The sequence below is a fragment of the Streptomyces sp. NPDC002520 genome (assembly GCF_053595235.1).
The window spans coordinates 78,097-91,151 of the sequence record NZ_JBSFXG010000026.1 but is presented as its reverse complement, the minus strand read 5'-3'; the positions used below and the strand labels follow the sequence as shown (position 1 = coordinate 91,151).

8 protein-coding genes and 3 pseudogenes are annotated in these 13,055 nt (G+C 72.6%); 6 read left to right on the top strand and 5 right to left on the bottom strand.

Features of this window, described 5'->3' with window-relative positions; all coding sequences use genetic code 11:
* Window positions 1–75: 75 nt before the first annotated feature.
* Both ACWD5D_RS30325 and ACWD5D_RS30320 read left to right on the top strand, forming a co-directional pair.
* The gene (locus ACWD5D_RS30325) at window positions 76–1,407 is read left to right on the top strand and encodes a wax ester/triacylglycerol synthase family O-acyltransferase (RefSeq protein WP_451375983.1); all 1,332 of its coding nucleotides are present in this window, start codon (window positions 76–78) and stop codon (window positions 1,405–1,407) included.
* Between the two features lie 275 nt (window positions 1,408–1,682).
* Window positions 1,683–3,176, top strand: coding sequence for an SDR family NAD(P)-dependent oxidoreductase (locus tag ACWD5D_RS30320; RefSeq protein WP_451375954.1), 1,494 nt, complete (start codon window positions 1,683–1,685; stop codon window positions 3,174–3,176).
* A gap of 95 nt (window positions 3,177–3,271) precedes the next feature.
* Here the strand turns inward: ACWD5D_RS30320 and ACWD5D_RS30315 are convergent, their stop codons facing one another.
* The gene (locus ACWD5D_RS30315; RefSeq protein ID WP_451375953.1) at window positions 3,272–3,667 is read right to left on the bottom strand and encodes a hypothetical protein; all 396 of its coding nucleotides are present in this window, start codon (window positions 3,665–3,667) and stop codon (window positions 3,272–3,274) included.
* 490 nt (window positions 3,668–4,157) lie between these two features.
* On the opposite strand from ACWD5D_RS30315, the gene ACWD5D_RS30310 reads away from it, so the two are divergent.
* Both ACWD5D_RS30310 and ACWD5D_RS30305 read left to right on the top strand, forming a co-directional pair.
* Complete coding sequence (locus ACWD5D_RS30310) at window positions 4,158–4,331, top strand: hypothetical protein (protein WP_451375952.1); 174 nt, start codon at window positions 4,158–4,160, stop codon at window positions 4,329–4,331.
* 56 nt (window positions 4,332–4,387) lie between these two features.
* Window positions 4,388–4,648: pseudogene (locus ACWD5D_RS30305) on the top strand (N-acetyltransferase family protein); the annotation flags it as partial.
* Between the two features lie 203 nt (window positions 4,649–4,851).
* Here the strand turns inward: ACWD5D_RS30305 and ACWD5D_RS30300 are convergent.
* The gene (locus ACWD5D_RS30300; RefSeq protein ID WP_451375951.1) at window positions 4,852–6,204 is read right to left on the bottom strand and encodes an amidase; all 1,353 of its coding nucleotides are present in this window, start codon (window positions 6,202–6,204) and stop codon (window positions 4,852–4,854) included.
* Between the two features lie 215 nt (window positions 6,205–6,419).
* Window positions 6,420–6,764, bottom strand: a pseudogene (locus tag ACWD5D_RS30295) (substrate-binding domain-containing protein); the annotation flags it as partial.
* A 107-nt stretch (window positions 6,765–6,871) separates the two neighbouring features.
* On the opposite strand from ACWD5D_RS30295, the gene ACWD5D_RS30290 reads away from it, so the two are divergent.
* The gene (locus ACWD5D_RS30290; RefSeq protein ID WP_451375950.1) at window positions 6,872–8,128 is read left to right on the top strand and encodes a glycoside hydrolase 5 family protein; all 1,257 of its coding nucleotides are present in this window, start codon (window positions 6,872–6,874) and stop codon (window positions 8,126–8,128) included.
* Between the two features lie 196 nt (window positions 8,129–8,324).
* Window positions 8,325–11,345, top strand: coding sequence for an alpha-mannosidase (locus ACWD5D_RS30285; protein WP_451375949.1), 3,021 nt, complete (start codon window positions 8,325–8,327; stop codon window positions 11,343–11,345).
* A gap of 5 nt (window positions 11,346–11,350) precedes the next feature.
* Here ACWD5D_RS30285 and ACWD5D_RS30280 read toward each other — a convergent pair.
* Together ACWD5D_RS30280 and ACWD5D_RS30275 are read right to left on the bottom strand one after the other, a co-directional pair.
* Window positions 11,351–11,743 (bottom strand): annotated as a pseudogene (locus ACWD5D_RS30280) (LysR substrate-binding domain-containing protein); the annotation flags it as partial.
* Between the two features lie 189 nt (window positions 11,744–11,932).
* Window positions 11,933–12,715 (bottom strand): FadR/GntR family transcriptional regulator, encoded by a 783-nt coding sequence (locus tag ACWD5D_RS30275; protein WP_451375948.1) that lies wholly within the window; start codon window positions 12,713–12,715, stop codon window positions 11,933–11,935.
* Window positions 12,716–13,055 lie beyond the last annotated feature (340 nt).

The window sequence follows — 13,055 nt, the reverse complement described above, 5'->3', positions numbered from 1 at the left end:
GATCGTACTTGACCGTAATCGCTTATCGGGGATTGACTGCTGGTCCACCCCGTCGTCGATGTGCGAGGCATGCCCTTGACTTCCGACCTGCTCGCTCCGCTCGACCTGGCCTTCTGGAACATGGAGTCCGACCGTTACCCGATGCACCTCGGCGCGCTCGGCGTCTTCGCCACGCATTCGCCGACGGCGGGTGCCCACGCCGCCGACCTGCTCGCCGCCCGCGCCGCCGCCGTGCCGGGCCTGCGCATGCGTATCCGGGACGTCTGGCGGCCGCTCGCGTTCGGCGGCGCCACCCGCGAGAGCGACCCGGACTTCGACCCCCTCAACCATGTCCGGCTGCACGCCCCCACCTCCGACTTCCAGGCGGTCGCGGGCCGGCTGATGGAACGGCCGCTGGAGCGCGGCCGGCCACCGTGGGAGGCGCACGTGCTGCCCGGCGAGGACGGCGTCTCCTTCGCCGTGCTGTTCAAGTTCCACCACGCCCTCGCCGACGGCCTTCGTGCGCTGAAGCTGGCGGCCGGCGTCCTCGACCCCGTGGACATGCCCGAGCGTGGCCCGCGCGCCGTCGAACCGCCCCGCAACCTGCTGGCCGACGTGCGCAGACTGCCCGGCCGCGTGCCCGGCCTGGTCAGGGACGCCCTGTCCGACGCGGGCCGGGCCCTGGACATCGGCACCTCGCTCGCCCGGTCCACCCTCGGCATGCGCCCCTCGTCGGCGCTGACCTCCGCGCCCAGCGGAACCCGCCGTACCGCCGGTGTCGTCCTCGACATCGACGACGTGCACCGGGTCCGCAAGACCGTCGGGGGCACCGTCAACGACGTGCTCATCGCGGTCGTCGCCGGCGCGCTGCGCCGCTGGCTGGACGAACGCGGCGACAGCACCGAGGGGGTCGCGCCCCGCGCCCTGATCCCCGTCTCCCGACGCCGGCCGCGTGGCGCCCAGCCACAGGGCAACCGGCTCTCCGGGTACCTGATACGGCTTCCGGTCGACGACCCCGATCCGTTCCGCCGGCTCGACACCGTCCGTACGGCCATGATCCGCAACAAGGACGCGGGGCCGAACCGGGGTGCCGGGGCGGTGGCCCTGCTCGCCGATCACGTGCCGGCGCTCGGCCACCGGCTCGGCGGGCCGCTGGTGGGGCAGGCCGCGCGGCTCTGGTTCGACATCCTGGTCACCAGCGTGCCGCTGCCGGGGCTGGGGCTGCGGCTCGGTGGGCATCAGCTCACGGAGGTGTATCCCTTCGCGCCGCTCGCGCCGGGGCAGGCGCTGGCGGTGGCGATCTCCACGTATCGGGGGCGCGTGCACTACGGGCTGGTCGCCGACGCGGAGGCCGTGCCGGATCTCGAGGTGTTCGCGCGCGCTGTGAGGGATGAGGTGGAGGGGTTGGTCGTGGCTTGTGACGTTTGATTCCGTGCGGGTGGGTGAGGGCGGGCACCCGGCCTCCGGCCGGGTCCTGTTCTCCCACCCGCACGACCCGTACAGCTTTCATGGTCGGGTGCGGGTGGCCCCCGCGGGGTGAGAGCGCCGTCGGCGGCCTGCCTCTCCGTGGGGGCCACCCGCAGCCGCCGACTGAGATCACCTTCGCTTTTTTGGCCGGAAGGCCCCCGCTCCGTAAAATTCCCTGTTCGACAGCAGGCGCAAGTCGGCGCGCTGCACGAGTGACTCAGGGAAGCGGCAGCGCGATGACGGTGACAGAGGACGGCTCCATGGCCACGGACGAGGCGGTCTACGGGCCGGGGATCGACCCCGAGCGCCTGGCCGTCTGCCTGAGCGTGCTCGACGAACTGGACCGGATCGAGGTCGACCACCCCGACGCGATCAAGGTGCGCCGGGCCACCTCGGCGATCTACCGGACGGTCAAGCAGCGCCGCCGTCAGGAGCGCCGGGCCGCCAAGACCGCGCACGACCGTGCGGTCACCGAGGCCACGGCCACCGGCTCCGCCGAGCGCATCGACGACGAGACCGAGGGCATCCTGCCCTCCTCGAAGGTCGACGAAGGCAAGATCGCGGGCATACTCCAGCGCCCGCGCTCCTGCTACACCTGCAAGGGCCGCTACGTCGAGGTCGACTACTTCTACCACCAGCTCTGTCCGGACTGCGCCCGCACGAACCGCGCCAAGCGCGACGCCCGTGCCGACCTCACCGGCAAGCGCGCCCTGCTCACCGGCGGCCGCGCCAAGATCGGCATGTACATCGCGCTGCGGCTGCTGCGCGACGGCGCGCACACCACCGTCACCACACGCTTCCCCAAGGACGCCATCCGCCGGTTCAAGGCGATGGAGGACTCGGCGGAGTGGATCCACCGGCTGGAGGTGGTCGGTATCGACCTGCGTGACCCCGCGCAGGCCGTCGCCCTCGCCGACCAGGTCGCCGAGGCGGGTCCGCTCGACATCCTGATCAACAACGCGACCCAGACCGTGCGCCGGCTGCCCACCGCGTACGCGGCCCTGGTCGACGGCGAGAGCGCCCCGCTGCCCGCCGGTGAGCTCCCCGCCCACCACGTGATCGGCGCCTTCAACTCCGGCGCGGTCGACGGCATCGCCGCGCTGCCCCTCGGCACCAGCGGCCTGGACGCCCAGAAGGTCGCCGACCTCGCCCTCGTCGCGGGCAACGCCAGCGTCGCCCGGCACCTCGACGGCACCGCCATCGACGCCGGCGGCCTCGTCCCCGACGTCGTCGAGACCAACACCTGGGTGCAGACCATCGAGCAGATCTCCCCGGTGGAGCTGCTCGAGACCCAGCTGTGCAACTACACCGCGCCGTTCATCCTCATCAGCAAGCTGCGCCCCGCCATGGCCGACGCCGCGAAGAAGGCGGTCAGCGGGCGGGCGTACGTCGTGAACGTCTCGGCGATGGAGGGCGTCTTCGGCCGTGGCTACAAGGGTGCCGGGCACCCGAACACGAACGCCGCGAAGGCTGCCATGAACATGGTCACGCGGACCAGCGCCCAGGAGATGTTCGACACCGACGGCATCCTCATGACCTCGGTCGACACCGGCTGGATCACCGACGAGCGTCCGCACTTCGACAAGCTGCGCCTCGCCGAGGAGGGCTTCCACGCCCCGCTCGACCTGGTCGACGGCGCCGCCCGCGTCTACGACCCGATCGTGTGCGGCGAGGCGGGCGAGGACCTGTACGGCGTCTTCATGAAGGACTACGCACCGGGCAAGTGGTAAATTTTTGGTGAATTGACGGTAACGGGTCGGTACGCGGAAATCATCGCCGTACCGGCGGGTGATGAGCCGTCAGGAGGAGGGGCGCGGCGCGGGGGTCAGTCGACCGCGCCGAGGCGCGAGTTGCGGGCCGCGACCAGTTCGAGGACGGTGCGCCAGTCCTCCAGTACGCCCGCGTCGAAGCCGCCGGCGCGGCCCTCCTCCCTGGCCTGACGCAGACGGAGCAGATCGTCGTCCGCGGGGCCGCCGTCCCCGCGGACCAGCCGGAACACGCGCTCCCCGAGCAGTGCCCGTACCGCGTCGGCCGCACCGCGGGCCCGGCCCGGTTCGTCGGCCGGGTGGAGCGTCGGGCCGATGCCGTGGACCAGGCCGGCCACCTGGAGCTCCTTGTCGGCGGGCCGGCTGCGGCGCAGCAGCGCGGCGGTCCGCAGCGCGTGCTGGTGCCGGCCGGCGTACATCAGATCCATCAGCTCCTCGACGCTGCGCAGCTCCATGCGTCAGTCCTTCCGCGAGACAGCCGTTGCCGCACGTCACCAGATCATGGCCAGCTTGCGACCCGGCCAACGGCACTTGAACTGCGCCGCGTCGGGTGAGACGGCTCGGGCCGGGATCGAAGATGTGTGCGCGGCTGTAGGCCAAGTGGGTGATTTGCCTGGTGGGCTGGTGATGCACTTTATGGCAAATAGCAGCATATTAAGGGACATCGGTGAGCGATTTGACTCGCGATAGTTACGTCTTGTTTGCACTCCCTATCGAGCGGGTGCCCGCTCATTTGGTTACCCTGGAGGGGACGGACAGCAGCACGGGGTCCCACCCACACCCATCGTCCGTCCCGGGGTGAGCCGGTCGACAACGGCCTGCTCCGACACGAAGTACCGGCGCCACCGCGCCCGAACTGGCCTATACAGACCCGAGCGGGTGACGAGTGCCGGAGCGAGATGCCCGGCCGGCCCCGAGGGTGACCGACACATGAAGGAGTGCGCGGTGACACCGGAGAAGACGAATCGCGAAAAGGGCCCCAAGGAACGCGCCGAGGGCGCGCGCCGCCGACGGGACGAACTGGGAAGCCTCGACGTGTGGGCCCGCTCCGCCCCGATCCGCCTGGCGGGCTACGAGGACGACCTGGCCGAGCCCCACATCCTGCCGAGCGTGGACTGACCCGCGGGTCGGACCGTCGCGATCGCCGTGAGCATGGGCGTGACGGACACGCGCCCATGCTGATCAGAGAAGCCGCGGCCGAGGACTGGCCACGGATCTGGCCCTTCGGGCATCGGATCGTCGCCCCCGCCGAAACCTACGCCTGGGACCCCGACACCCCGCAGGAGGCGGGCCGAGCCCTCTGGACGAGCCCGCCCAAGCGGGTCTACTTGGCCGAGGACGCCACCGGAGCCGCGGTGGGCTCGGTCTACCTGACTCCGAACTACGGCGGCCCCGCCGCGCGCGTCGCCAACGCCGGATTCATGGTCGACCCCGACCCTCCCCACTCTCGGCTTCTCCCATCACTCTCGGCTTCTCCCCCACTCTCGGCTTCGCTCGAGCGGGGGGACCCCCACCGCGGGGGGACCCCCACCGCGCGGGGACCCCCATCGCGGCGGAGCCGCATATCGATACAGCCTCGCGCCCCTTTGGGGCGCTGCCGAGCCGCACCCGGACTTCGCCTGACCCGCTCAGGCCAGGCTCAGGCCCGGTCCGCCGCAGGCGCCGTCCGCTGCCACGGGTGCAGCTCCGCCAGTTCCTCCGCGAGGTCCAGCAGGTCGGCCTCCGTGCCCGGGCGGCCCACCAGTTGCACCGCGCAGGGCGCTCCGGACGCCAGCGTGCCGAACGGGACCGCCATCGCGGGCCAGCCCGTCAGGTTCCACGGCGGGGTGAACGGCGAGTACGCGGTGTTCGCCATGATGTTGCGCAGCCAGCCCCGCTCGTGCCAGGGCCCCGCCTTCGGGGAGCGGCGCGCGAGGGCCGGGGTGAGCAGGACGTCGTGCTCGGTGAAGAACGGGGTCAGCCGGGCGCGCAGGCGCTCGCGCCCGTCCCCGTCGCGCACGGCCCGCAGGAAGCGCCGGCCCACCGCCGCGTGCACCCGGGTCCGCCGGGCCAGCAGCGCCGGATCGAGACCCTCCGCATCCACCGCCGTACCCGCCGTCCAGTGCTGCAGCGAAGTCACGCTCAGTGAGAGGGGGTAGGGCGGCTCGGCCCGCCGGACCCGGTGTCCGGCACCGGCCAGTACCCCGGCCGCCTCCCGGACCGCGGTGGCGTACGGCCTGCTCACGCTCACCCCGGCGAGGGGGCTGCGCAGGGCGACGGCGATCTTCCGCCGGGCTCGCTCCTCACGTCGTACGAACGCGGTGTCCGCGAGGACCGAGAGCATCAGGCGAAGATCCTCGACCGTCGTGGCCAGCGGACCGTTCTCCGACATCCCGAACCAGTCACCGTTCCCGATCCCCGCCGGCACCACCCCGTGCCCCGGCTTCAGGGTGACCAGTCCGCAGTTGGCCGCCGGGATGCGCAGCGAGCCCATCCCGTCGTTGCCGAGCGCCAGCGGCACCAGGCCGGCCGCCACCGCCGCCGCGCTGCCGCCGGACGAGCCGCCCGCCGTACGGGAGAGGTCCCACGGATTGCGGGCGGTGCCGTGGACGCCCTCCGTGGTGCCGAAGACGCACAGCTCGGGCACGTTCGTCAGACCCACGACCACCGCGCCCGCCGCCCGCAGCCGGGCCACCGTCACATGGTCCTCGCCCGCCGGCGTGTCCGATGTCGCGGCGGAGCCGTTGCGCAGAGACTCGCCGCGCACCGCCAGGTTGTCCTTCACGGCCAACGGCACACCCGCCAGGGGAAGTTCACTCAGGTCGTCACGGGCTCCGACCTCGTCCGCCTCCGCCTGCGCGGCCCCCGCACGCACCGTACGGAACGCCCCGACCCGGCCGTCGAGCCGCTCGATCCGCGCGAGGTGCTCCGCCACGACCTCGCGCGGTGTGACCCGCTTCTCGCGTACTGCGGCGGCGATCTCGGCGGCACTCCGTCCGGCCCAGCTGCTCACGGCCACTCCTCGCTGTGTCTCGTCGCTGTGTCTCGGCTGCGCGTCGGCCGCTTGAGGCTACTCGTCGGTATGAATCAAGCGCGCAGGGAGAACTGTGCACGGTTGGGCGCGCCGCGTCGAGAGGGTGGTGCGCAGCGTGTGCGCGGGCGACCAGGGGTGAGCGGTGGGCGGGGGCACCTGGGAGGGGATACGGCCCCGGAGGCCGGGCGGGAGACTCACGATGCCTGCCCGGCCCGCTCGTCGACGCGGACGGCTGCCGTGCTGCCGCGCCTCGTCAGCCGGGGCACGGGCACGCCGGCCGCACGGCCCGGCCGTCCGTCGAGCAGGGACATCAGCTCGCGTGCCGCCGTACGGCCGAACTCGGCGCCGTCCCGGGAGAGCGCGGACAGCCGGGGCGTGACCACGCGGCACAGTGCCGAGTCCTCCCAGGACACCACCGACACGTCCTGCGGGACGCGGAAGCCGAGGTCGGCCGCCGCGGCGAGACCGGCGACGGCCATCACGTCGTTGTCGTGGACGAGGGCGGTCGGGGCGGGGGAGCCGCCGAGGACCCGGCGGGTCGCCCACCCGCAAAAGAAGCCTCGACGCCGTGCGTATCCGCTCAGCGACCCGGACAAGTTCACCCTGACCATCGGCCTCGACCATCTGCACGGAACGAGAACACATCATGCCCCCTGCCGTGCGCTTCGGCGTCAACTACACCCCCAGCGAGGGGTGGTTCCACCACTGGCTCGACTTCGACCTCGACTCCGTACGCGCCGACCTCGACGCGATCGCCGCCCTCGGCCTCGACCACATCCGCGTCTTCCCGCTCTGGCCCTACTTCCAGCCCAACCGCACGCTGATCCGCCCCCGCGCCGTCGACCAGCTCGTCACCCTCGCCGACGCGGCAGCCGAACGCGGCCTCGACGTCAACGTGGACGGCCTGCAGGGCCACTTGAGCAGCTTCGACTTCCTGCCCGCCTGGACCCGCACCTGGCACCGGCGCAACCTCTTCACCGACCCCGACGTGGTCGACGGCCAGGCCACCTACCTGCGCACCCTCGCCGCAGCCCTCGCCGGCCGGCCCAACTTCATCGGCATGACCATCGGCAACGAGGTCAACCAGTTCGCCGCCGGACCGCACCCCGACCCCGACCGGATCACACCGGACGAGGCCGAGCGATGGCTGACCCGGCTGCTCGCCGCGTGCGCCGAGGGCGCCCCCGACCGGCTGCATCTGCACGCCTCGTACGACGCCGCCTGGTACCAGGACGACCAGCCCTTCACCCCCGGCCACTCGGCCCGCCTCGGCGACGTCACCGCCGTGCACTCCTGGATCTTCAACGGCACCGCCCAGCGACACGGACGTACCTCCGTACCGGCCGAGCACCACGCCGCCTACCTGGTCGAACTGAGCAAAGCCTGGGCGGAGCGGCCGCATCGGCCCGTGTGGCTCCAGGAGGTCGGCGCGCCCGCACCCCTGGTGCCGCCCGAGCACGCCGCCGCCTTCGCCGAGGCGACCGTCCGCCACGTGCTGGACTGCCCCGGCCTGTGGGGTGTCACCTGGTGGTGCTCGTTCGACGTCTCCCGCGACCTGGCCGACTTTCCCGAACTGGAATACGGGCTCGGGTTGCTGACCGACGACCGGCGGCCCAAGGACGTCGCCCGTGTCCTGGCGGAGGCGGCCCGTGCGCGCCCTGAGGCCCCCGCCGTGCGCGCCACCGCCCTGGTCGTGCCCGACCACCCCGGCCACCGCTCCCGCTGTGCCCCGGGCGGCCCGGTCTTCGACGCCTTCTTCCGGCTCGTCGCCGACGGAGCCCGCCCCACGACCGTCCTCGACACCCGCGCCGACGACAAGGACCACCTCGCCGCGCGCGGCATCACCGAGGTCGTCACCCCCGAACAGGTACTCGCCACCCTCCATGGAGGCACCCGCTCGTGATCCCGCCGGAGAGGAGAGCCGGAGAGCCGCGCCGGACACGAGAGCCGGACACGAGAGCCGGAGAGCAGCACCGGACAGGAGAGACGGCCGCACGATTCGACGTACGTGCCGTGGGGGAGCTGTACATCGCGTCGACTCCGGTGACCGTCACCCACACCTGGTAACCACCCCGCAGACCCAGCAGGGAGCACCCCGCATGCATGACGACCGCAATCTGGTCGAAGCCCGCCTCCGGCGCGTCCTCGACGAACGCATCCGCCCCGCCGTGTACCCCGAGTCGGTGCCGCTGCGGGTCGCGGTGTGGCACGCGCCCGGCGAGCCGGTCCCGGTCGCGGAGGGCCTGGCGGCCGAGCCCGCGCCGATCGAGGTGGGCGCCCGGTGGGGTGCTCCGTGGGGCACCAGCTGGTTCCGGGTGACCGGGACCGTGCCGGAGGCGTGGGCCGGGAAGACCGTCGAGGCCCTCCTCGACCTGGGCTTCGACGAGAACATGCCCGGATTCCAGTGCGAAGGCCTCGTCTACCGGCCCGACGGAACCCCGGTGAAGGGCCTCAACCCGCGCAACCAGTGGGTACGCGTCGGCGCGCCCGTGGAGGGCGGAGAGGAGGTGCGCCTGCACATCGAGGCCGCCTCCAACCCGGTCATCCTCGGCTACCACCCCTTCCGACCCACCCGGCTCGGCGACAAGGACACCGCCGGGCACGAGTCGCAGTACACGCTCACCCGTATGGACCTCGCCGTCTTCGACGAGACCGTGTGGCAGCTGGTGCTCGACCTGGAGGTGCTCGGCGAGCTGATGGCGGAGCTGCCGGCGGACTCGGCGCGCCGCTGGGACATCCTGCGCGCGGTCGACCGGGCACTGGACGCCGTCGACCTGCAGGACGTGAACGGCACCGCGGAACGGGCCCGTGCGCGGCTCACCGGCGTGCTGGCCGCGCCCGCCGTGCCCTCCGCCCACCGGATCAGCGCCGTCGGCCACGCGCACATCGACTCGGCGTGGCTGTGGCCGCTGCGCGAGACGGTTCGCAAGGTGGCCCGTACGACGTCCAACATGACCGCGCTCATCGAGGACGAGCCGGACTTCGTCTTCGCCATGTCGCAGGCCCAGCAGTGGGCGTGGGTGAAGGAGCACCGGCCCGAGGTGTGGGCGCGGGTGAAGCAGGCCGTGGCGCGGGGGCGGTTCGTGCCGGCCGGCGGGATGTGGGTGGAGTCGGACACCAACATGCCCGGCTCGGAGGCGATGGCACGGCAGTTCGTGCACGGGAAGCGGTTCTTCCTCGACGAGTTCGGCATCGAGAACGAGGAGGCCTGGCTGCCGGACACCTTCGGCTTCGCCGCCGGCCTGCCGCAGATCATCAAGGCGGCCGGCTCCAAGTGGCTGCTGACGCAGAAGATCTCGTGGTCGAAGACGAACAAGTTCCCGCACCACACCTTCCAGTGGGAGGGCATCGACGGCACCCGGATCTTCACGCACTTCCCGCCCGTCGACACCTACAACTGCTCCATGAAGGGCAGCGAGATCGCCCACGCGGCACGGAACTTCCGGGACAAGGGCCGGGCGCGGCACTCCCTCGCCCCGTCCGGCTGGGGCGACGGAGGCGGCGGCACGACCCGCGAGATGGTCGCCAAGGCGGCCCGGCTGCGCGACCTCGAGGGCTCGGCGACCGTCGTCTGGGAGACCCCGCGCGCCTTCTTCGAGAAGGCCGAGGCCGAGTACGCCGAGCCGCCCGTCTGGGTCGGCGAGCTCTACCTCGAACTGCACCGCGCCACCCTCACCAGCCAGGCGAGGACCAAGCAGGGCAACCGCCGCAGCGAACATCTGCTGCGGGAGGCGGAGCTGTGGGCGGCCACCGCCGCCGTGCGCACCGGATTCCGTTACCCGTACGAGGAGTTGGACCGCATCTGGAAGACGGTCCTGCTGCACCAGTTCCACGACATCCTGCCCGGCTCGTCCATCGCCTGGGTGCACCGGGAGGCGCGCGCGACCTACGACCGCGTGGCCGCCGAGCTGACCGCGATCGTCGAGGACGCCCAGCGCGCCCTTGCGGGCGAGGGCGGCGAGCCGCTCGTCTTCAACTCCGCCCCGCACGTCCGCGCGGGCGTCGCGGCGGGTGGCGCCGGCCGCGCGGTGACCGAGGGGCGCACGACCCGCACGCCGCGTCCGGGCGGCGGACACGTCCTGGACAACGGCCTGCTGCGGATCGGGATCGACGTCCGCGGACTCGTCGTCTCCGCGTACGACCACGCCGCCGACCGGGAGACGATCGCCCCCGGCAGGGCCGGCAACCTCCTCCAACTGCACCCGGACTTCCCGAACATGTGGGACGCCTGGGACGTCGACGCCTTCTACCGCAACACCGTCACCGACCTCACGGACGCCGACGAGATCAGTGCCGGTGAGGACGGGGCGTCGGTGCGGATCGTCCGGTCCTTCGGTGCCTCGCGCGTCACGCAGGTGCTGTCGCTGCCGCCAGGGGAGCGGAGGCTGGACATCGACACCGAGGTCGACTGGCACGAGACGGAGAAGTTCCTGAAACTGGCCTTCCCGCTCGATCTGCACGCCGAACGGTACGCGTCGGAGACCCAGTTCGGGCACGTCCACCGGGCCACCCACACCAACACCTCGTGGGAGGTTGCCAAGTTCGAGGCCTGCAACCACCGCTTCGTCCATCTGACCGAACCGGGCTGGGGCGTGGCGGTCGTCAACGACTCGACGTACGGCCACGACGTGACCCGCGGCGTCCGCACCGACGGCGACCGGGGTACGACGACGACGGTCCGCGCCTCGCTGCTGCGCGCGCCCCGTTTCCCGGACCCCGAGACCGACCAGGGTGTCCACCGCTTCCGGCACGCCCTGATCCCGGGTGCCGGGATCGCCGACGCGGTCCGTGAGGGCTGGCGGATCAACCTGCCGGAACGGCGGACCACCGGCGCCCGCGAGGTCGCCCCGCTGGTCACGGTGGACGACGACGCGGTCGTGGTCACGGCGGTGAAGCTGGCCGACGACGGCAGTGGTGACGTGGTCGTCCGCTTCCACGAGGCCCACGGCGGCCGGGCCCGCGCCACGGTCACGGCCGGCTTCGCCGTCGCCGACGTCAGCGTGACCGACCTGCTGGAACGCCCCGACGGAGCGGGGGAGCAGGTGGAGCGGGACGGCGAGCGGATCACCGTACGCCTGCGGCCGTTCCAGCTGATGACGTTGCGGCTGCGGCGGGCCTGAGCCCGTCACCCGTTGTCGGGTGCCAGTGCGGTGAGGCGGTCCAGGACGTGGCGGGTGCCCGGGTGCCTGGGTGCCTGGGGGCTCGGGTGCCCGCCCGTCCCGGTCCGGTGCACGGCGTGGACGCCGCGCCGCACCGGCACGCGCGGCGGGTGCACGCGCAGGCCCGGCGCGCCGGGGTCGGGCAGGGCGAGCCGGGGCGTCAGGGCGACGCCCGCGCGACGGGCGGCCGGCGCGCACAGCACGGCGAAGTCGCCCGCGACCGCGACCGTGCGGGGCACGAACCCGGCCGCCCCGCACGCGCGCCTGGCTTCATGGCCTCCTGGCCGCCGTCTGGCTGAGAGCTGCCCTCCGCCGTCGGCGGAGTGCCGAGCGCGGCGGGGGTGGTGACGGTGAGCCGGTCGCGCGACGCAGGTACTGCGGACGCCTCGCCCCGGGAGGAGTCGCGCGAGGGCCGATCCGAGCGGCCGGCACGGCTGTGACGGTCATCCTTGGGCGTCACGCCCGAACGGCCCCCGAGCATCCCTCCTGAGCGCCCCCGAGCGTCACGCACAAGTGCCCTGGGTGTCGCCGAGCGTCGCCGCCGAGTGTCACCCCCGCGTGTCGTCCCCCACCGGCACGTCCCCCACCGGCGCGTCCCCCATCGGCACGTCCCCCGCCGGCACGTTCCCCTCGCCCCCGATCTGTGCCCGCAGCCACTCCTCCACCTCGCCCACGTGCGCGGCCGCCGCCGCCCGTGCCGCCTCCGGGTCGCGGGCGGCCAGGGCGCGATGGATGGCGGCGTGTTCGCGTCGGGTGCGGGCGAAGGCACCCTCCTCCTGGTAGCCGCGCCAGACACGGGCGCGGAAGGTGCGGGAGGAGAGGCCGTCGAGGATGGCGGCCATGGTCTCGTTGCCCGCGGCGGTCGCGATCTCGCGGTGGAAGGCCAGGTCGTGGGCGAGGATCTCCTCGGGGTCGTCGGTGGCGTTCATCGCCGCCAAGTGCTTCTCCACCTCGGCGAGTTGCACCTCGGTGATGCGGGCCGCGGCCAGTGCGGTCGCCGTGGCCTCAAGGACCCGGCGCACCTCCAGCAGTTCCACCAGGCGCGGACCCCGGGAGAGATCGGCGACCACGCCGAAGGTCTCCAGCAGGTCGACCGCCTCCAGGGCGGTGACGTAGATGCCGGAACCGTGCCGGGCATCCAGGACGCCGAGGACCGTCAGGGCGCGGATCGCCTCGCGCATCGAGCTGCGGGAGATGCCCAGTTGGGCCGCGAGGTCCCGTTCGGTGGGCAGGCGCTGGCCCGGCTCCAGCGAGCCCTCGGCGATCATCGCCTTGATCCGCTCGATGGCGCGCTGGGTCACAGTGCCCTTCGGCTGGTCCGTCTCGTCCACGCTGCTCCTCCAGTGCCCGGGTCTGTCGCAGTGTAATCACCGGATTGGTCGGACCACTATGAGCCGCTCAGCGGAAAATCTGGCTCCGCGGGGTGTTCTCGCGGCTGAGTGGTCTGATAAGTATCCAGGCATCTGCTCGAACACCCTCGACGAGGAGCCGCGGATGCCCGCCAGCACAGCGAGGAAGCGCAAGCGGTCACGGATCACCGGCGGGGCGGCTCTGGCCGTCGGCGCCGCGCTCATGCTCACCGCATGCGGCAGCACGAAGGACGACGCGAGCGCGGGAAGCGGTGGCTCCGGCAAGGTCGGGCCGAGGACTGAGTCCTGCCGAGTCCCTCGC

Coding starts and splice junctions, on each gene's coding strand:
- ACWD5D_RS30320 (WP_451375954.1), top strand. CDS start 1,683: ATGACGGTGACAGAGGACGGCTCCATGGCCACGGACGAGGCGGTCTAC.
- ACWD5D_RS30315 (WP_451375953.1), bottom strand. CDS start 3,667: ATGGAGCTGCGCAGCGTCGAGGAGCTGATGGATCTGATGTACGCCGGC.
- ACWD5D_RS30290 (WP_451375950.1), top strand. CDS start 6,872: ATGCCCCCTGCCGTGCGCTTCGGCGTCAACTACACCCCCAGCGAGGGG.
- ACWD5D_RS30285 (WP_451375949.1), top strand. CDS start 8,325: ATGCATGACGACCGCAATCTGGTCGAAGCCCGCCTCCGGCGCGTCCTC.